The sequence below is a fragment of the Cohnella sp. 56 genome (genome assembly GCF_037963805.1).
In the GTDB taxonomy this organism is placed as follows: Bacteria; Bacillota; Bacilli; order Paenibacillales; family Paenibacillaceae; genus Cohnella.
Genome location: NZ_JAZDQE010000007.1, coordinates 187577 through 211460, shown reverse-complemented (window position 1 = coordinate 211460; position 23884 = coordinate 187577). Strand labels below are relative to the sequence as shown.

19 protein-coding genes are annotated in these 23884 nt (G+C 62.8%); 18 read left to right on the top strand and 1 reads right to left on the bottom strand.

From position 1 onward, the window contains the following. Positions 1 to 46 precede the first annotated feature (46 nt). The 3 genes from VQ071_RS14675 to VQ071_RS14665 all read left to right on the top strand — a co-directional run bounded on the left by VQ071_RS14675 (position 47) and on the right by VQ071_RS14665 (position 4014). Entirely contained in the window at positions 47 to 727 is a 681-nt protein-coding gene (locus VQ071_RS14675) for a DUF4956 domain-containing protein (RefSeq protein ID WP_340514793.1), read from the top strand. Between the two features lie 309 nt (positions 728 to 1036). After that, positions 1037 to 3520, top strand: a complete 2484-nt coding sequence (locus tag VQ071_RS14670; protein ID WP_340514792.1) for a carbohydrate-binding domain-containing protein — start codon at positions 1037 to 1039, stop codon at positions 3518 to 3520. A gap of 20 nt (positions 3521 to 3540) precedes the next feature. Then, entirely contained in the window at positions 3541 to 4014 is a 474-nt protein-coding gene (locus VQ071_RS14665; protein WP_340514791.1) for a hypothetical protein, read from the top strand. A 37-nt stretch (positions 4015 to 4051) separates the two neighbouring features. Here VQ071_RS14665 and VQ071_RS14660 read toward each other — a convergent pair whose 3' ends face one another. Then, positions 4052 to 4822, bottom strand: a complete 771-nt coding sequence (locus tag VQ071_RS14660) for an ANT(4')-I family aminoglycoside nucleotidyltransferase (protein ID WP_340514790.1) — start codon at positions 4820 to 4822, stop codon at positions 4052 to 4054. A gap of 269 nt (positions 4823 to 5091) precedes the next feature. Between VQ071_RS14660 and VQ071_RS14655 the strand changes: the two genes are divergently transcribed. The 15 genes from VQ071_RS14655 to VQ071_RS14585 all read left to right on the top strand — a co-directional run bounded on the left by VQ071_RS14655 (position 5092) and on the right by VQ071_RS14585 (position 23846). Next, positions 5092 to 5559, top strand: a complete 468-nt coding sequence (locus VQ071_RS14655) for a phage tail protein (protein ID WP_340514789.1) — start codon at positions 5092 to 5094, stop codon at positions 5557 to 5559. Between the two features lie 233 nt (positions 5560 to 5792). After that, positions 5793 to 7256, top strand: a complete 1464-nt coding sequence (locus VQ071_RS14650) for a glycoside hydrolase family 5 protein (protein WP_340514788.1) — start codon at positions 5793 to 5795, stop codon at positions 7254 to 7256. A 79-nt stretch (positions 7257 to 7335) separates the two neighbouring features. Then, positions 7336 to 7788, top strand: coding sequence for a MaoC family dehydratase (locus VQ071_RS14645; RefSeq protein ID WP_340514787.1), 453 nt, complete (start codon positions 7336 to 7338; stop codon positions 7786 to 7788). A 20-nt stretch (positions 7789 to 7808) separates the two neighbouring features. Beyond that, positions 7809 to 8969 (top strand): CaiB/BaiF CoA transferase family protein, encoded by a 1161-nt coding sequence (locus tag VQ071_RS14640; protein ID WP_340514786.1) that lies wholly within the window; start codon positions 7809 to 7811, stop codon positions 8967 to 8969. 21 nt (positions 8970 to 8990) lie between these two features. Then, complete coding sequence (locus VQ071_RS14635) at positions 8991 to 10094, top strand: CaiB/BaiF CoA transferase family protein (RefSeq protein ID WP_340514785.1); 1104 nt, start codon at positions 8991 to 8993, stop codon at positions 10092 to 10094. A gap of 91 nt (positions 10095 to 10185) precedes the next feature. Next, complete coding sequence (locus VQ071_RS14630; RefSeq protein WP_340514783.1) at positions 10186 to 11211, top strand: zinc-dependent alcohol dehydrogenase; 1026 nt, start codon at positions 10186 to 10188, stop codon at positions 11209 to 11211. Then, positions 11208 to 12062 carry an amidohydrolase family protein gene (locus tag VQ071_RS14625; protein ID WP_340514782.1) on the top strand — a complete coding sequence of 285 codons (855 nt, stop codon included), beginning with the start codon at positions 11208 to 11210 and terminating at the stop codon, positions 12060 to 12062. Before VQ071_RS14630 ends, VQ071_RS14625 begins: the two co-directional genes overlap by 4 nt. Next, complete coding sequence (locus tag VQ071_RS14620) at positions 12059 to 13168, top strand: Gfo/Idh/MocA family protein (RefSeq protein WP_340514781.1); 1110 nt, start codon at positions 12059 to 12061, stop codon at positions 13166 to 13168. Before VQ071_RS14625 ends, VQ071_RS14620 begins: the two co-directional genes overlap by 4 nt. Then, on the top strand, positions 13155 to 14315 hold the full coding sequence (locus tag VQ071_RS14615; RefSeq protein ID WP_340514780.1) for an extracellular solute-binding protein: 1161 nt from the start codon (positions 13155 to 13157) through the stop codon (positions 14313 to 14315). The genes VQ071_RS14620 and VQ071_RS14615 overlap by 14 nt, the downstream gene beginning before the upstream one ends. Positions 14316 to 14524: 209 nt before the next feature. Continuing rightward, positions 14525 to 15505 carry an ABC transporter permease gene (locus tag VQ071_RS14610; RefSeq protein ID WP_340514779.1) on the top strand — a complete coding sequence of 327 codons (981 nt, stop codon included), beginning with the start codon at positions 14525 to 14527 and terminating at the stop codon, positions 15503 to 15505. A gap of 30 nt (positions 15506 to 15535) precedes the next feature. Beyond that, positions 15536 to 16414 carry a carbohydrate ABC transporter permease gene (locus VQ071_RS14605; protein ID WP_340514778.1) on the top strand — a complete coding sequence of 293 codons (879 nt, stop codon included), beginning with the start codon at positions 15536 to 15538 and terminating at the stop codon, positions 16412 to 16414. 70 nt (positions 16415 to 16484) lie between these two features. Beyond that, positions 16485 to 18077: a hypothetical protein gene (locus VQ071_RS14600; protein ID WP_340514777.1), complete on the top strand. Its 1593-nt coding sequence runs from the start codon at positions 16485 to 16487 to the stop codon at positions 18075 to 18077. Positions 18078 to 18215: 138 nt separating this feature from the next. Continuing rightward, complete coding sequence (locus VQ071_RS14595; protein ID WP_340514776.1) at positions 18216 to 20003, top strand: sensor histidine kinase; 1788 nt, start codon at positions 18216 to 18218, stop codon at positions 20001 to 20003. Then, positions 19978 to 21564 (top strand): response regulator, encoded by a 1587-nt coding sequence (locus tag VQ071_RS14590; RefSeq protein ID WP_340514775.1) that lies wholly within the window; start codon positions 19978 to 19980, stop codon positions 21562 to 21564. The genes VQ071_RS14595 and VQ071_RS14590 overlap by 26 nt, the downstream gene beginning before the upstream one ends. Beyond that, positions 21561 to 23846 carry a DUF5703 domain-containing protein gene (locus VQ071_RS14585; protein WP_340514774.1) on the top strand — a complete coding sequence of 762 codons (2286 nt, stop codon included), beginning with the start codon at positions 21561 to 21563 and terminating at the stop codon, positions 23844 to 23846. The genes VQ071_RS14590 and VQ071_RS14585 overlap by 4 nt, the downstream gene beginning before the upstream one ends. Positions 23847 to 23884 lie beyond the last annotated feature (38 nt).

Genomic DNA, 23884 nt, shown 5'->3' with positions numbered 1-23884 from the left:
CAGGCGAACGTATCGCCATATCAGATGAGAGGGAGAGAATCGCACCATGATCGACTCGATATTCACGACCGTCGCCGCCGATGCGGAGCTGACCCTGACCCACGCGCTGCTCACCTTCGGGATCGCGATCTTGCTGGGCGGCATCATCAGTTTCACCTATATGAAGACGCAGACCGCCTACTCGCCGAGCTTCACGCTCACGATGATGGTGCTGCCGACGATCGTCGCCATCATCATCCTGCTCATCGGCAGCAATATCGCCAGGGCGTTCAGCCTGGCGGGCGCCTTCTCGATCATCCGGTTCCGCAGCGCGCCGGGCGACTCGAAGGACATCTCGTACGTGCTGTTCTCGATGGCGGCGGGTCTGGCCTGCGGCGTCGGCGCCTACGGCTACGCGGTGCTGTTCACGGTGTGCCTGTGCATCCTGATGTTCGTGCTCAAGGCGGTGGGCTTCGGCGCGGGCAAGGCTGCGACGAAGACGCTGAAGGTGACGATCCCCGAGAACCTGGGCTATGAGGAGGCGTTCGGCGAAGTGTTCGATCGGTTCGGCGTCGGCTACGAGCTGAAGAAGGTGCGGACAACGGAGCTCGGCAGCCTGTACGAGCTGGTGTACGCGGTCGACATCGGGCCGCAGACGAACCAGAAGGAGCTGCTCGACGCGGTGCGCACGCGCAACGGCAACCTCGATATCACGCTGACGATGAATCCGGTCGTGCAGGAGTATTGAGCGGGATCGGACGGGAGTAGGCTGGAGCACGGCCAGGAGGTGCGCTGCACGGAGAATAACTGCAGATATACAGTTATTTCGGCACCAATTCGCGATTATGACGGGATAGCTGCAAATTTACATCTAATCGTCCTGTGCGCGTCCGTTTCCGGTACGGCAGTCATGAATTAACTGTATTTTTGCAGGTAATGGCTCGAACTTGGACTGAGATGGGGCAAATAACTGCATGTATGCAGTTAATCGCGGCCGCCATCGTTAGCAGAATTCGAGAGAGCGGTTATCCAATTCAAATTGAAAAGAGGGAATTGTATGAAACATTCGCATAAAGCCAAAGTGATCGCCATCGCACTTCTCGCCGCCATGCTGGCGGCGGGCTGCAGCGACAAGTCGGGGAACGCGGCAGGCGGCGCGTCGGCAAATGCGGTGCAATCGGCCGCTGCGTCCGCGACTGCCGGGGCCGTCAAGCTCGCAAGCGTCAATCTCGACGACAAGATCAAGTTTGATGCGGACGATCTGGCGGCAACCTGGAGCGACGACAGCGCGACGACGATCGCGTTGGACGGCGGCACGGCGGCTGTGAGCGGATCGGGGGCGAAGGCGTCCGGCGCGGCGGTCACGATCACGGCGGCAGGCACCTACGTGCTGAGCGGCACGGCGACCGACGGCCAGATCATCGTCGAGGCGGGCGACGACGATGTCGTGCATCTGGTGCTGAACGGGCTGACGCTGACGAACAAGAACGGTGCGGCCGTGTATGTGAAGTCCGCCGACAAGACGGTCGTCACGCTCGCCGAGGGCACGGCAAATACGGTGACGGACGGCGTGGCGTATGCGGATACGTCCGAAGACGCGCCGACTGCCGCGATCTACAGCAAGGACGATCTGACGATCAATGGCGCGGGCAAGCTGATCGTAACGGGCAACTTCAACGACGGCATTAAATCGGGCGACGATCTGAAAATCGTGAGCGGCACACTTGCGGTGAAGTCGGCGGATGACGGGCTGATCGGCAAGGATGCCGTCGCGGTCAAGGACGGCGACATCACGATCGATGCCGGCGGCGACGGCATCAAGTCGACCAACGACAAGGATGCGGAAAAGGGCTTCGTGGCGATCGCGGGCGGCAAGTTCAAGATCACGTCCGCGAACGACGGCATTCAGGCGGAGACGGCGCTGCTGGTGGCGGACGGCACGTTCGACATCGTGACGGGCGGCGGCGCCGCGGCCTCGACCAAGACGCATGCGGACAACGGGCCGGGCGGCATGGGCGGCTTCGGCGGCGGTATGGACGGCGGCAGGGGCGACTGGCAGGGCGCGGACGGACAGATGCCGCAGCCGCCTGCGGATGGGCAGATGCCTGCGGATGGGCAGATGCCTGAGGGTGGGCAGCCGCCGGCGGGTATGGATGGGCAGATGCCGGAGCCGCCGACAGGCGGGCAGGGATCTGCCGCCGACGGGCAGGCGGCTCCGGCGCAGAGCCAGCAGCAAGGTGGCGACGGCGCGACAGCTTCGGGCGGGAAGGCCCAGGCAGATAAGAGCGGCAACGATGCGGATGAGACCGCGCAGACGGAGGACACGGAGTCGACGAGCGCCAAAGCGCTGAAGGCAGGCGGCGATATCGCGATCGTGGGCGGCACGTTCACGGTCGACGCCGCGGACGACGCGATCCACAGCAACGCGAACATTGGCATCGCGGGCGGCACGTTCAATCTGTCGACGGGCGACGACGGCATCCACGGCGATACGTCGCTGACCATCGCAGACGGCACGATCGATATCGTCAAGAGCTATGAAGGCATCGAGAGCGCGAGCATCTCGATCGCGGGCGGTGAGACGCATATCGTATCCAGCGACGACGGCGTCAACGGCTCCGCCGGCAGCGGCGAAGCGCTGGTCACTATCACAGGCGGCTATCTGTACGTGGATGCGAACGGAGACGGGCTCGACTCCAACGGTTCGTTTTTGATGAGCGGCGGCATGGTGATCGTCAACGGTCCGACGAACGGCGGCAACGGCGCGCTCGATTACGACGGCACGTTCGAGCAATCCGGCGGCACCCTGATCGCGGCCGGCAGCTCGGGCATGGCGCAGGCGCCGTCCGAGGATTCCAAGCAGCGCGCGCTGCTGATGACGTTCCCGAGCACGCTCGAGGCGGGCACGCTTGTTACGCTGACCGACAGCGCGGGCCAGGCGGTCGCGACGTTCGCGCCGGCGAAGACGTTCCAGACATTCGTCTATTCTTCGCCTGACCTGAAGGCAGGAGAGAGCTACACAATCTCCACCGGCGGCACGTCCGGCGGCACGCCGAAGGACGGTCTCTACACCGACGGCGGCGCGGCCGGTACGACCAAAGTCGTGACATTCGCGCTCGGCGACAAGACGACCTATGTGAACGAGTCCGGCATCACGACCGGCGGAGGCGGCATGGGTGGTCCGGGCGGCATGGGCGGCGGCGGTCGCGGCGGCTTCGGCGGCGATGGCGGCCGGGGCATGGGACGCCCCGGCGCAAACGGTGCGAGCGGGACCGGTTCCGGTACGGGCGCGGGCACAGGCACGGGTGCAGCTACAGGTACGGGTGTGTCATCCGGCACAGGAGTATCCACCGGGACGGGCGCGGCAACAGGCACGGGTGCATCCAAAGGTATGGGCGCGACAACAGGGACGGGTGCATCCATCGGGATGGGTGCGACAACAGGCACGGGTGCATCCACCGGGATGGGTGCGACAACAGGCACGGGTGCATCCACCGGTATGGGCATGGCGACCGGCGCCGGCACTACGGCCGACAGCTAAAGGTCGGAGCTTCACCGTGGATGACGGAACACAATTGCATGGCAAGGCAGCTCGATGCTCTGAGGAGAGCGGAGAGCTGTCTTTTGACATCCGCAGCCCGAAATAACGATGTGCGACATCCTTATCCGCTCGAAAACCGGTCCCGCGCCCGAAATAACGATGTGCGACATCCTTATCTGCTCGAGGACCGGTCCCGCGCCCGAAATAAAGATGTGCGACATCCTTATCTGCTCAAAAACCGGTCCCGCGCCCGAAATAACGATGTGCGGCATCCTTATCTGCTCGAAAACCGGTCCCGCGCCCGAAATAACGATGTGCGGCATCCTTATCTGCTCGAAAACCGGTCCCGCGCCCGAAATAACGATGCGCGACATCCTTATCTGCGCGCCATATTGGGAATGCTGGTAACGATGGATGGGAGTGGCGGCGTTCCGGGAGCGGCGGGGGCGCGGGACCGCGCTGCCGGGGAGAAGGTCCGGGTGCAGCGCAGCTAAAAGACCCCTCGCGGGAGGGGTCTTCGGCTTGCCGGCTTCAGAACGGGATTCTGCGTGTGTGGATGGCGTAGTCGTGTTCGGCCGACCATCGCACGAGGCCGTCCCAGAGGTGTTCGCAGGCGGACATGATCGTTGAAGCATCTGCCAGCTCTCCGGCCATGACCATGCGGGCTACAGCGTCGAATCCGTCGGGCCGATGCGGCAGCGTCAATGCTTCCGGTACAACCATGGCGCCGGTGGAGTAGCGGTGCCGGTGGTGCAGCCCGATCAGCATCGCTCCGTATTGAGCGAACGCCATGGCGAGATAGGGCAAGTAGGTATGGGGGCCGCCATGCCGGATGTTCCGCAGCTTTCCGATAAATTCGTACATTTCCCCAACGAGCACTTCATGAATCGCACGCTTGAAGTCTTCCGCTGTCGGCGATTCGGCGGCTTCCTTTAACCGGGGGAAGAAAGCTTGCGGATCGTACAAACTAAGCTGCGAAAAGTAGGGTCCATGCGTCAGCGGCCAGCTTCCCTCGACGGTAGCGGCTTCGCCCAGCATGATGTCCGCACGACGGACGTTGACCTCTGCCTTCCAAGGCCCTGCCGACCATTCATAGCTACAATCAGCGGCTTCGCCTGATTCGCGCAGTACGCAAAACATCTCGATGTCCGAGAAGGGGCCGTCCGTCCCCCGGGAGACGGAACCGTACACGCCGATGGCAAGAACGCGTTCGCCGTACACCTCGCGCAATCTCGAAGCGATGTCGCGACAGATACGGAGTCTCTCGTCCCGAGTCATATTTTCAGGTCCATTCATGTGCATGCGTGAGCATCTCCCTTGTGATGAATTGGGGTCATATTGCTGCTCGCACATGCCTGGAGGGGCTCGGGCTTAACGGGGAACTTTTTTGGGATGCATAGTGACCTCCGACATAGTGTATGTGGAAATTGTACCCAAGCGGGCGGACCGAAGCAAGGTGCGCATCCTTTTAAAGGATGTTGACACGTTAAAGAATGTTGACACGACACCAAAAAGTGTCCTATAATAAGAGACACCAAACAGTGTCCGATTAGAAGCGAGGAGAGATGACAATGTCCACTATCGTTGATTTTAAAAATGTATCTACGGCCGGTCTGGAATCGTCGCCGGTAGCGGAGGCGCTTGCCGGATTGCGTGCGAATGAAGCCCGTTACTTTATGAACAAATACAAGCATGAATTTACGGTGGTGCCTGCTGACGAGAGTCAGGAGAGCCTGGACTACGTGAACCGCATCTTGAACGAAGAACGCGGCATATCGTTCGCTGCCAAGCCGCTGGAGACGTCGCGGTTCCAGGTGGAGAACATTCAATTCACCTACGTCTTCTACGAGGACGGTCTCTCGATCAACGTGATGTATACGGTGGACGATGCGAAGAAGCGGGCTGTCGGGTTCAAGCTGTCCGAGGGGATGGAGGTGCCCAAGGAGCTGGAAGGAAAGTTTAAGTTCGCGAGGCAGAAGTCCAAGCTGGCCGGCACGATCCGGGGCTCGTTTTTTGTCATCAAAGGACAGTACGAATAGCGCAGTCATGCCGGCGCAGCACCCGGACCATGGCGGTCGGCAGCCAAGCCCATTCCAGACGACGGAATCGGCTTGGCTTTTTTGTTATGGACAGGGAGCGTCCGGAGCCGCTTCCGCAACCTTAAGATTCGACCCTCGTTCCTCATGAATGAACCGTAGTTAGCGTTTACATCCCCTTCCTATAATGAAAAAGAAGTCGCAAGCGCATTCAACGAATGAGGAGGCGATTGGTTATGAGGAGAAAAGGTTGGATCGCTTGTCTGGCAGCGGCATTGCTGCTGGCCGTCACGCTGGGAAGCATCCCGATTCAGCGCGTCGATGCGGCGGCTCCGGCAGGCACGGCCGTGGCATTGAACGGGCAGTTGAGCGTATCCGGCGCGCACTTGCAGAACCAGTACGGGCAGAACGTGCAGTTGAAAGGCATGAGCTCCCATGGGCTGCAATGGTTCGGAGGCTTCGTCAATTATGACAGCATGAAGTGGCTGCGGGATCAGTGGGGATTGTCGGTCTTCCGGCTGGCGATGTATACGGAGGAAAGCGGCTATCTGTCCAATCCGAGCGGCATGAAGGCGAAGGTGAACGAAGCGGTTCAGGCGGCCATCGACCTGGGCGTGTACGTGATTATCGACTGGCATATTCTGTCCGACAACGATCCAAATACGCACAAGGCGGAGGCCAAGGCGTTTTTCCAGGAGATGGCGGCCCGCTGGGGCAGCTATCCGAACGTGGTGTACGAGATCTGCAACGAGCCGAACGGCGCCAATGTCACCTGGAGCGGCTCGATCAAGCCCTATGCCAATGAGGTCATCCCGGTCATTCGGGCGGCGGACCCGGATGCGATCGTTATCGTGGGGACGCCGACCTGGAGCCAGGATGTGAACCTGGCGGCGGACGATCCGCTGGCCTTCGGCAATATCATGTACACGGCACACTTCTACGCGGGCTCTCACGGACAATGGCTGCGGGACCGGATCGATTATGCCATGGGCAAAGGAATCGCCGTGTTCGTGACGGAGTGGGGAACGAGCGACGCTTCGGGCAGCGGCGGACCGTACTTGACGGAAGCCAAGGCATGGACGGACTACATGGCCAGCCGTCAGATCAGCTGGGCGAATTGGTCGCTGTGCGACAAGAACGAGGCGTCCGCTGCTCTCGTCGCGGGGGCCGGCACGTCGGGCGGCTGGAGCCAAGCGCAGCTGACCGCGTCCGGGCAGTTCGTGAGGAGCGAGATGCTGGGTCCCGTGCAGACGCTGTTCGACTTCGAGGGCGGCTCCGTACAGGGCTGGACCGGCCTTAACGTGTCGGGCGGGCCGTGGTCGTTGACGGAATGGTCGGCTGCGGGCGCGTATTCGTTGAAGGCGGATGTGGCGCTCGGCGGCACACAGTCCTACCTTATGAACAACACGGTGCAGAACTTCTCCGGGAGGACGAAGCTGACGGCGCAGGTGAAGCATGCGCCATGGGGCAATATGGGCATGGGGATGTCGGCGAAGCTCTATATCAAGGTCGGTTCGTCGTACGCCTGGTACGACGGGGGCGCAGTCGCGATCAATGCCGGCGGGGCGACGACACTCACGTTGAATCTGGCGGGCATCCCGAATCTTGGCGACGTCAGAGAGATCGGGGTGCAGTTCCTGCCGCCTGCGAACAGCAGCGGGGGCTCGGCGGTCTATGTAGATGGCGTGACGATTCAATAGGCGGATCGTCGGGTTCGAGACTTCATTCGGCAGCGCCGGTCCGTCGCGATCGGCGCTTCTCTACTTGAGGAGGGAACAGATGGCGGCTTCTATTTATTATGAAAACTACGAGATCGGCGAAGTTCGGGAGTCGGCGGGCCGGACCATCACGGAGACGGATATCGTCCTTCATGCCGGACATACCGGCGACTTCTACCCGCATCATATGGATGCGCAGTGGTGCAGCCAGCAGCCGTTCAAGCAGCGTATCGCGCACGGCACACTCGTATTCAGCGTCGGCATCGGCATGACGGCGGGGCAGTTGAATCCCGAAGCCATGTCGTACGGCTACGACCGGCTCCGCTTCATCAAGCCGGTCTTCATCGGCGATACGATCAGAGCGCGGGTGACGGTGAAGGAGAAGCGGGACTACCCGAAGCGTGCGAGCCAGGGCATCGTGGTCGAGCTCGTCGAGGTGATCAATCAGCATCAGCAGACCGTGCTCGTGTGCGAGCATTTGCTGCTGACCAACAAAGGATATGAGACGGAATAGCGTATGAAAGGGGGAGGACCATGAAGCCGTTGGAAGGACTGCTCGTCCTCGACTTCAGCCAGTTCCTGGCGGGGCCGTGGGCGGCGATGCGATTGGCCGATCTGGGCGCCCGGGTGGTCAAGGTGGAACGGGCGGGCGTCGGCGATCTGAGCCGGCAGCTGCTGCTCTCCAATCTCCGGGTGGACGGCGACAGCACGGTATTCCACTCGATGAACCGGAACAAGCTGAGCTACGCGGCGAATCTGAAGGACGAGCGCGATGTCGACAAGGTCAAGCAGCTGATCGCACAGGCGGATGTGCTGATCGAGAACTTCAGGCCGGGGACGATGACGCGGCTCGGACTCGACTATGAGCAAGCAAAGGCGATCAATCCGCGGCTCGTCTATGCCAGCGTCACCGGCTACGGCACGGAAGGGCCGTGGAAGGATCGTCCGGGGCAGGATCTGCTCATTCAGGCGCTGTCGGGGATGGCCTGGCTGAACGGAGACGCTGACGATCCGCCGACGCCGTTCGGGCTGGCCGCGGCCGACATGTTCGCCAGCGCGCATCTGGCGCAGGGCATACTGGCCGCGCTCGTGCGCAGAGGCGTCACGGGCGCAGGCGGACAGGTCGAGGTGAGCCTGCTCGAGTCGGCGCTGGATTTTCAGTTCGAGGTGCTCACGACGCATCTGAACGACGGCGGGCGGCTGCCGCAGCGGAGCGCCGTTCACAACGCGCATGCCTATCTGGCCGCGCCGTACGGCATCTATCCGACGCGCGACGGCTATCTGGCGCTGGCGATGGGGGCCGTCCCGACGCTGGCCTGGCTGATCGAATGCCCCGAGCTGGCGGCATACGACAATCCGGCGGACTGGTTCGACCGCAGGGACGAGATCAAGACCAAGCTCGCGGCGCATCTGAAGACGAGGCCGACGGCGGCGTGGCTCGCGCTGCTGGAGCCGGCCGATTACTGGTGCGCCGACGTCTTCACGATCGAGCGGCTGCTCGCGCACGAGGGCTTTCAGGCGCTCGACATGATTCAGGAGGTCGTCCGTCCGGGCGGGACGCCTCTGCGCACGACCCGGTGTCCGATCCGCATCGACGGCTCGCCCCTCGTATCCGACAAGTGGGCGCCGCGGCTCGGCGAGGACAACGAGCGCCTGGACCGGGAATACGCCCTGCGCGCGCAAGCCCCGACATGATCGACGAGGCGGAGATGCGAGATGGTTAGACCGTTGGCAGGATTGACTGTCCTGGATTGCAGCCAGTTCCTATCCGGGCCGTCCGCGGGTCTGCGGATGGCGGATCTGGGCGCGCGCGTCATCAAGATCGAGCGGCCGGACGGCGGCGACATCTGCCGCACGCTCTACATCTCCAATCTGGAGCTGGACGGAGAGAGCACGCTGTTCCATTCGATCAACCGCAACAAGCTGAGCTATGCCGTCGACCTGAAGAACGCTGAGCAACGGGAAGCCCTGATCGCGCTGATCCGCCGCGCCGATGTCTTCGTGCAGAACTACCGTCCAGGGGTGATCGAACGGCTGGGGCTGTCGTATGAGACCGTGAGGACGTGGAATCCTCGAATCGTCTACGGCTCGATCAGCGGGTATGGCGCGGCGGGGCCGTGGCGGGACAAGCCGGGACAGGACCTGCTCGTGCAGTCGATGTCGGGCCTCGCATGGCTCACGGGAGCAGACGGACAGGCGCCGATCCCGCTGGGACTGTCGATGGTCGATATGCTGGCGGGCGCCTATATGCTGCAAGGCATACTGGCCTGTCTGGTCCGACGGGGCATCCGCGGGACGGGCGGTCATGTAGAGGTGAGCATGATGGACTGCGCGGTCGACATGCAGGCCGCCGTCTGGACGGAGCGGATGAACGGAGGAGCGGGCACGACGGCCGCCGCGGACTCCGCCGCGGCCGAGCTCCGCGCCTGCCGGGGCATCTTCCGGACGCGGGACGGGTATGTCGCCGTCGCGCCCGACGACCGTGCGACGCTGGCCGCCTTGAAGGCCAGTCTCGCTGCCGGAGGAGAGCCCGAGCTGCCGATGCAGGCGCGCCTGCTGGAGCAGACGACGGCGCAGTGGCTGGAGGAATGGTCGTCGCGCGGCATCGCCTGCGGCGAAGTCTGCGACTGGAACGGGCTGAAGGCCCAGGAGGGCTTCAGCCGTCTGCACATGATTCAGCAAGTCGAAGGTGCGCGCGGCTCGTCATGGGCGACGCTGCGCTGCCCGATCCGGATCGACGGGGAGCGCTTCGTGTCCGGACGCGGATCGCCGGCGATCGGCGAGCACAACGACCTGATCCTGAAGGAATTCGGGCTGTAGGAAGCGCCTTCAGGATCGTGCGCCTCCAGGATCGTGCGTCTCCAAGATCATACGTCTCCAAGATCCAAGATCATACGGGAGGTTCGAAGGAATGACGATTGTAATGTACGAAGGGAACAAGCGCCTTCGGGTCGACGAAGGCGGGCGCCGAGAACCGCAGGCGGGCGAAGTGCGGATTCGGGTCGCATATGCCGGCATCTGCGGGACCGATCTGCATATTTATCACGGCCATATGGATGCGCGGGTCGAGCTGCCGCACATCATGGGTCACGAGATGTCGGGCATCGTCAGCGCGGTCGGCGAGGGCGTGACCGGCTGCGCGCCCGGCGACCGCGTCACGGTGCGTCCGCTGGACGCCTGCGGCGAATGCCCGGCCTGCCTGGACGGCTATGCGCATGTGTGCCATCGGCTGCGCTTCCTCGGCATCGAGACGGAGGGCGCCTTCCAGAGCGAGTGGATCGTGCCCGCCCAGACGCTGCACAGGCTGCCCGACGCGCTGTCGCTGAAGCACGCGGCGATGATCGAACCGCTGGCCGTCGCCTGCCACGACGTGCGTCTGGGAGAGGTGCAGCCCGGAGAGTATGTCGTCGTGCTGGGCGGCGGCCCGATCGGGATGCTGATCGCACTCGTCGCCCGGCAAGCCGGCGCGAGAGTGCTCGTGTCGGAGATCAATCCGTTCCGGCTGCGGATGGCGTCCGAGCTGGGCCTCGACGTCGTGAATCCGCAGGAGCAGGACGCGGAGGCGCTGGTGCTGCGGGAGACGGGGGGCAGAGGGGCCGACGCGGTGTTCGAGGTGACATCCTCCGCCGCAGGGGCGGAGCTGATGACGCGGCTGCCGCGCACCCGGGGGCGGATCGTCGTCGTCGGCATCTTCAACCATAAGCCGCAGATCGATCTTCACCGGTTTTTCTGGCGGGAGCTGAAGCTGTGCGGCGCCAGGGTGTACGAGCGCGAGGACTTCGAGGCGGCGATCCGCCTCGCGGCCGAGGGCGCGCTGCCGCTGGAGCGGCTGATCACGCATACGTATCCGCTGGCGCAGGCGGAGCTTGGCTTCAAGCAGATGGAGAGCGGCGGAGACGCGATGAAGGTCATGCTGGCATGCGGAGGGGAACAATGATGAAGATTGATGCGCATCAGCATTTCTATGACTTCGGCCGGGTACCGTATTCCTGGCCGACGCCGAACGAGCCGGCGCTGTACCGGTACCTCGGTCCCGAGGAGCTGGAGCCGCTGCTCGCGGACGCGGGCATCGAGAAGACGGTCGTCGTCCAGGCGGATCATTCATTGCTTGAGACCGACTACCTGCTGGAGGCCGCCGCCGAACGGCCCTGGATCGCCGGCATCGTCGGATGGGTGCCGCTGGATCGGCCGGACGAAGCGGCGAAGCAGCTCGAGCGCCTCGTCGGGAATCCGTACTTCAAGGGGGTCCGGCACTTGATCCACGACGAGTCGGACCCGGATTGGGTCGTCCGCGACACAGTCGTCGAAGGGCTCAAGGCGCTGGCAGCCTACGGCGTGCCGTTCGACGTCGTCGCGGTGCTGCCCCGGCATCTCGAGCATGTGGTCACGATCGCGGAGAGAGTGCCCGAGCTGCGCATGGTCATCGATCATCTCGGGAAGCCGCCGATCAAGAGCGGCGGGCGTGAGCCGTGGGCCGGTCTGCTCGCCCGCGCCGCCGAATGCCCGCAGGTATACGGGAAGGTATCGGGGCTTAATACGGCGGCGGACCCGGACGGCTGGAGCTGGCGGGACTTGAAGCCCTACATCGACCATGCCGTCGCGCACTTCGGCGCGGACCGGCTCATGTTCGGCAGCGATTGGCCCGTCGCCAACCTGGCGGGCGACTACCGGTCGGTCTGGCAGGCGACGAACCTCGCGCTTGCGGACTATTCCGAGGCTGACCGTCAGGCGATCCTCGGCGGCACGGCTATGCGGTTCTATGGACTGAAGGAAGAGGGAGCCGAATGAACGAAGAGATGCAGCTGGATTATCAACCGCGGCTTCCTCGCGACCGGTCGCGGGGAATCGCCATCATCGGGGCCGGGGAGATCGTGCGGGAAGCGCATATGCCGGCCTACCGGATGGCGGGCTTCAACGTCGTCGGCATCCTGAACCGTACGCGGCCCAGGGCAGAGGAGATCGCGCGGCAGTTCGGCATTCCCAAAGTATACGATTCGCTTAAGCAGCTGCTGGACGATCCCGAGGTCGAGATCGTGGACATCGCGCTCTCGGCCGAGCTGCAGCCCGAAGTCGTCAGGGAGGCGACGCGCGCAGGCAAGCATGTGCTGTGCCAGAAGCCGCTCGGGGATACGTACGAATCGGCGCGCAGCATCGTGGAGATGTGCGACGCCGCCGGCGTGAAGGGGGCGATCAACCAGCAGATGCGTTGGGCGCCCGGCATCCGGGCGAGTCATTCGATCATCAAGAGAGGCTGGCTGGGCGAGCCGATCCAGGCTGCGATCCAGGTCAACGTGAACACGGACTTCGCGAGCTGGCCGTTCCTCCGGACGATCGATACGCTCGAGATCATGTACCACAGCATTCATTACATGGACTCGATCCGCTTCTTGTTCGGCACGCCGACCGCCGTCTTCGCGGACGGCGCGCGCTACCCCGGACAGAGCTGCCGGGGAGAGACGCGCACGACGATCCACCTGATCTTCCCCGGCGAAGCCAGGGGACTGATTCACGACAACCATAATCACTGGGGACCGAAGGACGATTGGTATGCGACCTTCCGCTTCGAGGGGACGCGGGGAATCATCAAGGGGACGAACGGCGCGCTCTATAACTATCCGCACGGCCAGGTAGACACGCTCAGTTATCTCTCCAAAGAAATCGCAAGCGAGGAATGGATCACGCCGACGCTGGAGGGCAAGTGGTTCCCGCATGCCTTCATGGGCACGATGGGGGAGCTGATGCTGGCGATCGAGGAGGATCGCGAGCCCGAGAACAGCGTGAGGGACAATCTGTTGACGCTGCAGACGGTGTTCGCCGCCTACCGCTCCATGGCGGAGCGGCGTGTCGTGCAGCTGGACGAGATCGGGAGGGTGGCGTCGTATGATCCGGCTTAAAGGCATGACCTGGAACCATGAGCGCGGCCTCGCGCCGCTGCAGGCGGCTGCGCGCGAATTCGGCAGGCTGCGCCCGGATGTGGCGATCGAATGGGAGACACGCTCGCTGCAGGACTTCGAGTTGTATCCGCTGGAGCTGCTCGCGCAGCAGTACGATCTGATCATGATCGATCATCCGCATGTCGGAGAGGCAGTGCGTGCTGGGGCGCTCTTGCCCATGGACGGGCTGCTTCCCGACGACTTCATGGACGACCAGCGGGCGGGCAGCGTCGGCCGCAGCTATGAGAGCTATCATTGGAAAGGGCGCCAGTGGGCGCTCGCGGTCGACGCGGCGGCCCAGGTCAGCGCCTCCCGCGCCGATCTGCTGGACCGGCTGGACCTTGCGCCACCCGTCACCTGGGAGGAGGCGGAGGCGCTCGCTGCGCGCCTGCCTCCGGATCGGTTCGTCGCCTGGCCGCTTGTCCCCGTTCATGCGTACTCCAGCTTCTTCACCCTGTGCGCCCAGATCGGCGGCGGCACGTTCTGGAGCGACGGATCGGCGCTCGGGGAGGCGACGGGCGCGGAGGCGCTCGGCATACTGCGCCGCATGCTGCCGCATCTGCATCCGGCTTCGCTGGACGCCGACCCGATCGTGCTGTCGGAGCGGATGACGCATACGGACGAGATCGTCTATGCGCCGCTCCTGTACGGCTATTCCAACTACGCGCGGCCCGGCTTCGCCCCGCATGCGCTCCGCTTCGCAGACATGCCCGCCTGCAACGGCAGAATAAGCGGGAGCATGATCGGCGGCGTCGGCCTTGCGATCTCTTCCCGCTGCACGGCGCCGGACGCCGCGGCGGCTTTTGCGCAGCTGACGGCGAGCCCGGCCTTTCAAGCGACGACGTTCTTCCGCAGCGGCGGTCAGCCGGGGCATCGCGCCGCCTGGCTCGACGCCGACGTGAACGCGCGCTGCGGCGGCTTCTTCCTGAACACGCTGCGCACGCTGGACGAGGGCGTCGTGCGGCCCCGCTTCGGCGGGTACATCCCGTTCCAGGAGCAGGCGGGGACGCTGATCCGGGATTGGCTCAAGCACGGCGGGTCGTCCGACCGGGAGCTCGTCCGACGGCTGAACGAGCTGTTCCTGCGCATATGCCGCCCCGACGCCTGAGAAGCGGCAGCCGAAGGCTGCCGACCACGCCAAGTCTGCCAACTACGCCAAGCATGTGCCGACCGTTGCGGATCGGCGCATGCTTTTTTTAATGCCGGCATGCGCGCCGCCTCCACCTTAAATATGGACCCTCTCCCCTCAGGAATGAACCGTAGATAGCGCTTACAGACCCCTTCTATAATGAGAACCAAGGAAGGAGGGATAACACAATGACAGACGGAACGATCTCGCCATCCCGCCAACCCGAAGCGCGCCGCCTGCCGTTCGCGAGACGGTTCGGCAAGCAGCTGTATTTCCAGGCGTTCGTGCTGCTGGGGCTGGCGTTCCTGCTTGTCTTCTCGTACGTGCCGATGTTCGGCATCATCATCGCATTCAAGGATTACAGCATTACCGACGGCATCGCAGGGATGTTCACGAGCGGCTGGGTCGGCCTGGCGAACTTCTCGGAGTTCATCCACAGCTACAACTTCGGCTTGCTCATCCGGAATACGCTTGCCATCAGCCTGCTGAAGCTGGTGTTCTCGTTCCCGATTCCCATCCTGTTCGCCGTGATGCTGAACGAGACGCGGCACATGATGTTCAAGAAGTTCGTGCAGACGGTCAGCTACTTCCCCCACTTCATCTCGTGGGTCGTCATCTCGGGGATGGCGTATGCGTTCTTCTCGACCAACACCGGCATGATCAATCACCTGCTGATGTCGATGCACATCATCGACAAGCCATGGGAGGTGCTGACCGACCCGGACGCCTTCTGGGGCTTGGCCGTCGTCAGCGCCATCTGGAAGGAGTCGGGCTGGTGGACGATCATCTTCCTGGCCGCGATCGCGGGCATCGATCCTTCCCTGTACGAGGCGGCCGAGATGGACGGCGCGAGCCGGCTGCAGCGCATCGCCCATGTGACGCTCCCCGGCATCAAGGGGGCCGTCATCGTGGTGCTGATCCTGTCGCTCGGCAATATTCTGGGCGGCGGTCTGGTCGGTTCGAACTTCGAGCAGGCGTTCCTGCTGGGCAATCCACTCAACAGCGACAAGTCGCAAATCATTCAGACCTATTCGTTCACGGTCGGATTGGCCCAAGGAAGATTCGCGTTCGCGACGGCGATCGATCTCATGCAATCGATCATCTCCTTGACGCTGATTCTGACGAGCAATGCCATCGCCAAGCGAACGTCAGGCTCCAGTCTGTTCTAGCGCGGGCGCAGGAAGGGGGGAGCCGGCAAGGTGAAGAAGCGTACGAGAGAAGATTGGGTGCTGGACAGCATCAACTATGCCTTGTTAATCATCATCGCGCTGGTCGCTTTGTATCCGTTTTACTACATTCTGGTGCTGTCGTTCAACGAAGGCACGGATACGACCCGCAGCGGCGTATACTTCTGGCCCAGAAGGTTTACGCTCGACAACTATCATTACTTTTTCAAGGACCCGAAGTGGACGCGAGCGTTCGTCGTGACGCTGCTCCGCACCGTCATCGGCACCGGGCTCGGCGTCATATTCACAAGCCTGGTCGCTTACGGGCTGACGTACAAGGATCTGATGTTCCGCCGCACGTACTTTGTCATCGTGCTCGTCGCGATGAACTTCTCCGGCGGCATCATCACCTACTACGTGACGCTGAAGGGGCTCGGCCTGCTGAATACTTTCTCCGTCTACGTCGTTCCGACGATGCTGAACTTGTTTTTCCTGATGATCGCACTGTCCTTCTTCCGCGAGATTCCACCCGAGCTGGGCGAGTCGGCGCGCATGGAGGGAGCCAGCGAATGGCGGATCTTCAGCCGGATCATCATGCCGGTGTCGATGCCGCTGCTGGCGACGATGTCGCTGTTCGTCGGATCGGGGCAATGGAATTCATGGCTGGACGCCGCGTACTTCGTTCAGGACGACGGACTGCGCACGCTCGCCTACCGGATGATCGAGGTCATCAACCAGGCGATGCTGCCGACGGATACGCAATCCGCGCAGATCGCGTCGATGAGCAGCGTGACCGGCATGTCGGTGCAGGTGACGGCGATGATTATCTCGATCGCACCGATCATCTGCGTGTACCCGTTCCTCCAGAAGTATTTCGTGAAGGGCATGATGCTCGGATCGGTCAAAGGCTAGCTTCGTTATTAAAGCGCATGCTTTAATATAGCAACACCTACTCCATAATGAGAAGCAGGGGGAAATCGGAATGATCAGTTGGTCTTCTAGGAAAGTATGGGGTTCCGGCATGGCGACGGTGCTGGCGGGCTCGATGCTGCTGGCGGGATGCGGGAATTCGAATTCGAACAATGCGTCGTCGTCGAGCGTCTCTCCGACAGCCGCTTCGACGGCTTCGTCCAAGGCATCGTCGGCCGCGGCTGTCGATCCGGTCGAGCTGTCGATCTTCGTCGACATGCCCTGGTGGCCGTTCAAGGATTGGACCGGCCCGGTGCCGGAAGAGATCACGAAGCGCACCGGCGTCAAGCTGAAGGTAACCGTCGCCACCGACGACAAGCAGCTGCCGCTCATGATCGCGTCGGGCAATCTGCCCGATCTGGTGTTCACGTCGAATCAGGCTACGCGCATGTCCGATCCGAAGCTGAGCCTCCCGTGGAACGATCTGATCAAGCAGTACGCGCCGGACTTCCAGATCGATCAGCAGAAGATCGCGTTGAATACGGCGGACGACGGCAGCTTCTACACGATCAAGGGAGCGTTCTCTACGCAGGAGATGTGGGACAAATACCCGCTGGCCGCAGGCATCGGTCCGGGTCTGATCGTCCGCAAGGATATGCTGGAGCAGCTGGGCAATCCGTCGATCAAGTCGCTGGCCGATCTCGAGAAGGTGCTCGGCATGGCGAAGGACAAATTCCCGAACATGATCCCGCTCGTGATGAATCCGGCAGGCTGGCTGAACACGTACTTCGCTTCGCAACTGGGCGCGGCGACGGACGGGCTGGTCGAGCAGGACGGCAAGCTGGTCTCCTACCTGCGCCAGCCGCAGCTTCTGAATACGTACCAGTATATCAACGAGCTGTACCGCAAGGGCTATGTGACCGCCGAGAACTTCGCCTACAAGGACGAGCAGCAGGCCAAGGAGCTGGCGCTCAGCGGCAAAGCGTTCGCGTATGAATGGACGACGAGCGGCGCCGATACGTTCAACGCGCAGCTGAAGGGTCAAGGCCAGAACTTCGAATACGTTCAGATCACCGACAATATCGAGCCGACTGCCGTCCGCTACCAGAACACGGCGGGCTGGGCGAGCACGTTCATCTCCAAGGAGACGAAGCACCCGGCGGAGGCAATCAAGCTCATGCAGTATCTCATGTCCGAGGAAGGCGACCAGCTGGCCAAGTGGGGCTTGAAGGATCAGGACTGGTCCTGGAACGACAAAGGCTATGTCGACTTCAAGTACGACAAGGACAACCCGGACGTCCAGAAGCAGATGGGTATCTACTACTGGGCCGACCTGGTGGGCGAAGCGGTCTATGAAGGCTTGTTCTACTATGTGCCGGATTCGCAGACGTCCAACGCGCAGGCGGCAATTAACGAAGTCACCAAACGCAATCCGGTGCTCGACCTGGTGAAGCCGGCGCCGGACTCGCAGGAGCAGGTCATCCTGACGAACGTGAGCAACATGATCAAGAATGAGGAGACCCGCATCTACCTGGCCAAATCCGCCGAAGAAGCCCAGAGCGCCTACAACAATATGATTGCGCAAGCGGATAAGATCGGACTGTCGAAGTACGAGGCATGGGCCAACAAAAAGTACGGCGAAGTACAAACCCGATTCCAGAAGTAAGCGGCAGAAAACGCAGCACCGTTACGGATGCTCGCCCCTTCGCGGGGCGGCATCCGTCATCGTTTATGTAATCGGATACAGGGCTGTCCCTTCGTCTGTTATAGTAGAGGGATTATGGATGAAGGATCTGATTCCGCTATGAGAAGCATGCGATTGCCGGGCTTGCTCAGGCGCTTGTTCGACCTGGGCATCGTGAAAAAAATGATTGTCGGGTACGTCTGCATCATCATGATCCCGACCGTCACGTTCGGGGCGATGTATTATCGTTCGCTGACGTCGAACGTCCTGTACAACTACGCCACCAGCAAGCAGAGCAACATGGAGCAGGCGTCCAGCACGCTGAAGACGAACCTGACGCAGCTGCAGACGCTGAGTCAGCTGTTCGAGGTCAACACGAATCTCATCGACTATCTGAACGGCAACTATACGACGGATGCCGACCGGGTCTACAACTTCGTCAAGTATATCCGGCCGCTGTTCTCCTATCTCTACTCGGGCAACCCGCTCATCGAGACGATACGGCTCTACAAGCTGCCGCCGGAGGTTCCCGCCATCGGTCCCGAACTGCTGGACGTCAGCGAGCTGGGCGATATCTACGGTCAGATTCAGATACAGCCGATAACCGAAGGCTTGTGGATCAATCGGGAGCAGGCGGGCCGGCTGCCCCGGCCCGCCTATTACGTGAAGCTGTATAACGGCGATTATTCCAAGGAAGTCGGCATTCTGGAGATCGATGTCAACGATCGCCTCCTCGCGACCTTCCTGCAGTCGCTGCAGTCGCCGCAGAAAGGCAATCTGTACGTGCTGGCAGACGGAGACCGCATCGTCTACAAGGAGGAGTCGTCCCCGATCGACGCGGAGCTGCGGCAGCAGCTGCTCGCAGACGCGGACGGCGGCGAGTCCGCATACAAGGTCGGCCATTCCCGGATCGTCAGCTCGATTCGGCTGGATAAGCTCCAGATGCGCGTCGTCCTGGTCAGCAAGACAGGCGACATCGCGACGGGGCTGCAGCAGAAGCGGCTGATGTATCTCGCCGCCATCGCCCTGCTGTTTGTGCTGCTGTCGCTGCTGTATTACTTGCTCGCCATGTCGGTGACGAGGCGCGTGGCGAAGCTGGCCCGCCACATGCGGGCGGTCAGCCGGAACAAGCTGATCGAGTACAAAGGGGTCGGCAGCCAGGACGAGATCGGATACCTGATCACATCGTACAACGACATGATCCGGCATATCGACGAGCTCATCAACTCGGTGCACCGTTCGGAGCTGCTGCGGAGAGAGTCGGCCTACCTGGCGCTTCAGGCGCAGATCAAGCCGCATTTTCTGTACAATACGCTCGAATCGATCCGCATGCTGGCGGAGACGAACCAGGATCACGACGTCGCGGAGATGACGTTCACGCTGGGGAGCTTCCTGCGGTACAGCATGTCGGATACGAAAAATGAGACGACGCTGCAGGAAGAGATCGAGAATGTGCGCCGGTATCTCATCATCCACAAGATCCGCATGGGCAACCGGCTGACGTACACATTCGATATTCATGCCGACGTCTCCCGCTTTGTGTGCCCGCGCTTCATCCTTCAGCCGCTGGCCGAGAATAGCATCATTCACGGCATCGCTCCTCTGAAGCGGCCGTGCGAGCTCGTCATCAGCGCAGAGGAGACGGAAGCGTGCATGGTCATCCGCATTGCGGACAACGGCAAGGGGATACCGGCGGACAAACTGCAGGCGCTGTGGCAAATGCTGCAATATCCGGACCCGGACGGCAATAGCGGCGGGCACGGTCTCTACAACGTCAGCGAGCGGATCAAGCTCTTCTACGGCAAGGGCTCGGGCCTGGAGGTCGACAGTCCGGAGACGGGCGGCACCACGTTCACGATACGACTGGTAAAGGGGAGGACGCATGCTGACCATCTTGATCGTCGATGACGAGCCGCTGATCTTGAACGGATTAATGAGCATGATACGCCATCGGCCGGGAACGGCCGCCGTCGTGATCGGCGCGAGCGATGCGGCCGAGGCGCTGGAGGCGGCGGAGCGCTCGCGTCCGGATCTGGTGATCACCGATATTCATATGCCCGAGATGAACGGCCTGGAGCTGATCGAGGCGATGCAGGAGATGAGCTTGTGCGAGCGCTTCGTCATCTTGACCGGCTACGAGGACTTCGGGTATGCGCGGCAGGCGCTCCGCTACGGCGCGCTCGACTATCTGCTCAAGCCGATTGACAAGCAGGTGCTGTACGAGCTGCTGGACAAGGTGGGCGAGCAGAAGGAGCGGGAGCTGAAGCGCATCGCGGAGCGGCAGCAAGCGGCACTGGGCGATATGCTGTTCTTCAACGCGGCGCCGGAAGACCTGGAGCTGGAGGATGAAGCGATGGCGCAGGCCATCCCTGCAGGGGAGGCGGGCCTGCTGCTGCTGCAGTACCCGCCGCATCAGGAGGAGGCTGCCTATGAGACGCTGTGCCGGCTGCAGACTCGGCTGGCTCCCCTCGCGGAGCGGATTCGTCTGATTCGCAAGCGGCTCCCGGGCCAGGCGCTGATGCTGATCGAGAGCAAGCGCCTGCCGGCGGTGTGGGAGACGATCGCCGCGGAGCCGTGGCGCTTCGCGGAGCCGGGGGAGGCGCGGCCGAGCCGCCTGCTGGTCGGAGCGAGCGAAGCCGCGGACCTGACCGGCCGCTCCGGTCTGCATGGGCTGTATATACGGGCACGGGCAGCACTCGATATCCACAAGCTGTACGGGAGGCCGGCTCTGCCTCCGATTCCCCCGCCGGCGGCGTCCGCCCGCATGCTGACGCTGCTGTGCGGCGAGGGCGGGACGGAGCAGGAGACGGAGCTCCGGGAGATCGCCGAACAACTGGCACAAGCCGGGCACCCGCAGTCTGCGGGCGGGGCCGATGACATCGCCTTCATGCTGGGGCTGATGGAGCTGTATTTGCAGCAGCGCGGTCTGTCGCAGGATCACGATGGGGGCCGCCTGACGGAACGCGAGGAAGCCGAGTCCGGCGCCGTCGATCCGGACCAGGTCGCGCAGCGGCTCGTACAGCTTGTGCGGCTCACGCTGCCGCGGCCCGAACGCCAGGCCGCCAGGCATTCCTATTCGCCGACGATGAACCGGATTCTGCATTATGTCGAGGAGCATTTCCAGGAGGATGTCTCGCTCGATCAGCTGTCGGAGGCGCTCAAGCTGCACGCCAATTATATTAGCGCCTTGTTCAAGCAGGAGACGGGCGAGACATTTCTTCACTATCTCCATGCCTACCGGATCGATCGTGCGAAGGCGTGGATCGTCCGATTCCCGGATATGCCGCTTCACCAGATCGCGCTCAAAGCGGGATACGAGAATACGCGGCATTTCTTCAAGATGTTCAAGAAAATAACCCAATTAACGCCCGGTCAGTTCAGGGTGCAGGCCGATCAGGGCCGTCCGCTCGCCGAGGCGGAGTCTGCATCCTGTCCGCAGACCGATGGAGAGGAGACGTTGCCGCGATGAACAATGCATCACACGAACCTGCAAGCAGCTGCAGCGTGGTCTGGCTTACGCCGAGCGAGGACGCTTCCGAATCGATGCCGCTGGGCGGCGGCGATATCGGACTTAACGTATGGTGCGAGGACGGCGACGTCCTTTTCTACCTGGCCCGCAGCGGCGCGTACGACGAGAACAATCAGCTGCTCAAGCTGGGACGCGTGCGGCTGCGCCTCGCCCCCAGCCCGTTCGAAGCCAGCCCGGCATTCCGCCAAGCGCTTCACCCGGATCGCGGGCTCGTGGAGATTCATGGGGCACACGCAGATGCAGGGAAGGCAGTCCTGCGCATATGGGTCGAGGTCGACCGCCCGGTCGTCCATGTGGAATTAACCGCCGAGCGTCCGGTCAGCGTGGAGGCCGTCTATGAAAATTGGAGGCATCGCAGGCGGGTCGTGAAGGACCGGAATCCATGCGCCTCGCTGATCGACTATCCCGGCGAGGTGTATACGTTCGAGGATGAGGTCGAGTATGCCGGGGGCGGCGTGCGGTTCCGGCACCGCAACCGGGAGGAGGCGTCGATCTTCCCGAAGGAGCTCGCGCTTCAAGGGCTGTCGGCGTACCGGGAGCGAATCCGCAATCCGCTCGACCGCCTGATCTTCGGAGGCTGCATGCAGGCCGCAGGGCTGGAGCCGGGCCCTGCCGGCGAGGATGTCTATCAAGGCATCGACTACCGGTTCTGGACGCTCCAGGGCAGCCAACGCGAGACGCATCTGACGATTGCTCTCCATATGGCGGCCGCCGAGCCGCCGCAGTGGGAGGCGGAGCTCGCTTCGCTGGCCGCGGCGGCGACCGGGGAGGAGCTGGACCGACGCCGGGACCGCCATCAGGCGTGGTGGCGGGCATTCGGCGAGCGGAGCTGGATTCGCATCCGGCCGGACGGCGCCGATCCGTCCGATCCGGTCTGGCAGGTCGGGCGCAACTATCAGCTGTTCCGGTTCATGCTCGCCTGCAATGCCATGGGAAGCGATCCGACCAAGTTCAACGGCGGACTCTTCACATTCGATCCGCATCTGGTGAACGAGCGTCACCGGGGCGAGACGCCGGACTACCGGATGTGGGGCGGCGGCACGTTCACCGCCCAGAATCAGCGGCTCGTCTACTGGCCGATGCTGAAGACCGGCGACTTCGCGATGATGCTGCCCCAGTTCGACTTCTACCGGCGCGCGCTGCCGGCGGCCGAGCTGCGCTCCGAGGTGTACTGGGGACACGGCGGCTGCAGCTTCACGGAGCAGTTGAACAACACCGGGCTGCCGTCCAGCCGGGAGTACGGTTGGCAGCGCGGGCCGGGCCTGGACCCGGGGGTCGAAGATTCGCCGTGGGTCAGCTACGAGTACGTGCATCAGCTCGATTTTGCATTCATGATGCTGGAGTATGCCCGCTACGCGGGGGAAGACATCGGCGCCTATATGCCGTTCATTCGCAGCGCGGTGCGCTTTTTCGACGAGCACTACCGCTTCCGCAATCGCGAGCGGACGGGGGCGGAGTTCGATGAGCGGGGCCGCTACGTGATCTATCCGTCCACGGCGTTGGAGACGTTCAAGGACGCCATGAATCCGGCGGATGTCGTAGCGGGCCTGCAGGCGGTGCTGCGGAGGCTGACGGAGCTGCCGGACGCGCTTGCGGACGATGCGGAGCGAGCCGCCTGGCTCGACATGCTCGTACGGCTGCCGGAGCTGCCGATGGAGGAGAAGAACGGTGTCCGCACCATCGCCCCCGCCGAGTCGTGGTCGCGCGTGCAAAATCAGGAGATTCCCCAGCTGTATGCGGTATTCCCTTTTGACCTGTACGGCCTGGGCAAGCCCGATCTCGCCGCGGCGATCGATACGTGGAATCATAGCATCTACCACGAGAACCAGAAGAGCCATGTCAGCTGGCATCAGGGCGGCATCTTCTGCGCGCGGCTCGGCTTGACGGAGGAAGCGGCCGACTATGCGATCCGCAAGCTGGGCGACGGTCCGCACCGGTTTCCCGCCTTCTGGGGGCCGGGGCACGACTGGACACCCGACCACAACTGGGGCGGCTCCGGCATGATCGGCCTGCAGGAGATGCTCATGCAGACGAGCGGGGAGGACATCTGGCTGATGCCCGCCTGGCCGCCGGCGTGGGACGTTGATTTTAAATTGCACGCCCCGCAGCAGACCGTCGTCGAAGGCAAGGTGCGCGGCGGGCGGCTGGAGCGGCTGGACGTGACGCCTGCGTCGAGACGGAAGGATGTGCGCATCGGTGCCGACGGACGCAGGATGACTTGAGGGAAGCGAGCGCCGCCATGTGAGACAACGGGACACAA

Coding starts and splice junctions, on each gene's coding strand:
- VQ071_RS14675 (WP_340514793.1), top strand. CDS start 47: ATGATCGACTCGATATTCACGACCGTCGCCGCCGATGCGGAGCTGACC.
- VQ071_RS14670 (WP_340514792.1), top strand. CDS start 1,037: ATGAAACATTCGCATAAAGCCAAAGTGATCGCCATCGCACTTCTCGCC.
- VQ071_RS14665 (WP_340514791.1), top strand. CDS start 3,541: ATGACGGAACACAATTGCATGGCAAGGCAGCTCGATGCTCTGAGGAGA.
- VQ071_RS14660 (WP_340514790.1), bottom strand. CDS start 4,822: ATGCACATGAATGGACCTGAAAATATGACTCGGGACGAGAGACTCCGT.
- VQ071_RS14655 (WP_340514789.1), top strand. CDS start 5,092: ATGTCCACTATCGTTGATTTTAAAAATGTATCTACGGCCGGTCTGGAA.
- VQ071_RS14650 (WP_340514788.1), top strand. CDS start 5,793: ATGAGGAGAAAAGGTTGGATCGCTTGTCTGGCAGCGGCATTGCTGCTG.
- VQ071_RS14645 (WP_340514787.1), top strand. CDS start 7,336: ATGGCGGCTTCTATTTATTATGAAAACTACGAGATCGGCGAAGTTCGG.
- VQ071_RS14640 (WP_340514786.1), top strand. CDS start 7,809: ATGAAGCCGTTGGAAGGACTGCTCGTCCTCGACTTCAGCCAGTTCCTG.
- VQ071_RS14635 (WP_340514785.1), top strand. CDS start 8,991: ATGGTTAGACCGTTGGCAGGATTGACTGTCCTGGATTGCAGCCAGTTC.
- VQ071_RS14630 (WP_340514783.1), top strand. CDS start 10,186: ATGACGATTGTAATGTACGAAGGGAACAAGCGCCTTCGGGTCGACGAA.
- VQ071_RS14625 (WP_340514782.1), top strand. CDS start 11,208: ATGATGAAGATTGATGCGCATCAGCATTTCTATGACTTCGGCCGGGTA.
- VQ071_RS14620 (WP_340514781.1), top strand. CDS start 12,059: ATGAACGAAGAGATGCAGCTGGATTATCAACCGCGGCTTCCTCGCGAC.
- VQ071_RS14615 (WP_340514780.1), top strand. CDS start 13,155: ATGATCCGGCTTAAAGGCATGACCTGGAACCATGAGCGCGGCCTCGCG.
- VQ071_RS14610 (WP_340514779.1), top strand. CDS start 14,525: ATGACAGACGGAACGATCTCGCCATCCCGCCAACCCGAAGCGCGCCGC.
- VQ071_RS14600 (WP_340514777.1), top strand. CDS start 16,485: ATGATCAGTTGGTCTTCTAGGAAAGTATGGGGTTCCGGCATGGCGACG.
- VQ071_RS14595 (WP_340514776.1), top strand. CDS start 18,216: ATGAGAAGCATGCGATTGCCGGGCTTGCTCAGGCGCTTGTTCGACCTG.
- VQ071_RS14590 (WP_340514775.1), top strand. CDS start 19,978: ATGCTGACCATCTTGATCGTCGATGACGAGCCGCTGATCTTGAACGGA.
- VQ071_RS14585 (WP_340514774.1), top strand. CDS start 21,561: ATGAACAATGCATCACACGAACCTGCAAGCAGCTGCAGCGTGGTCTGG.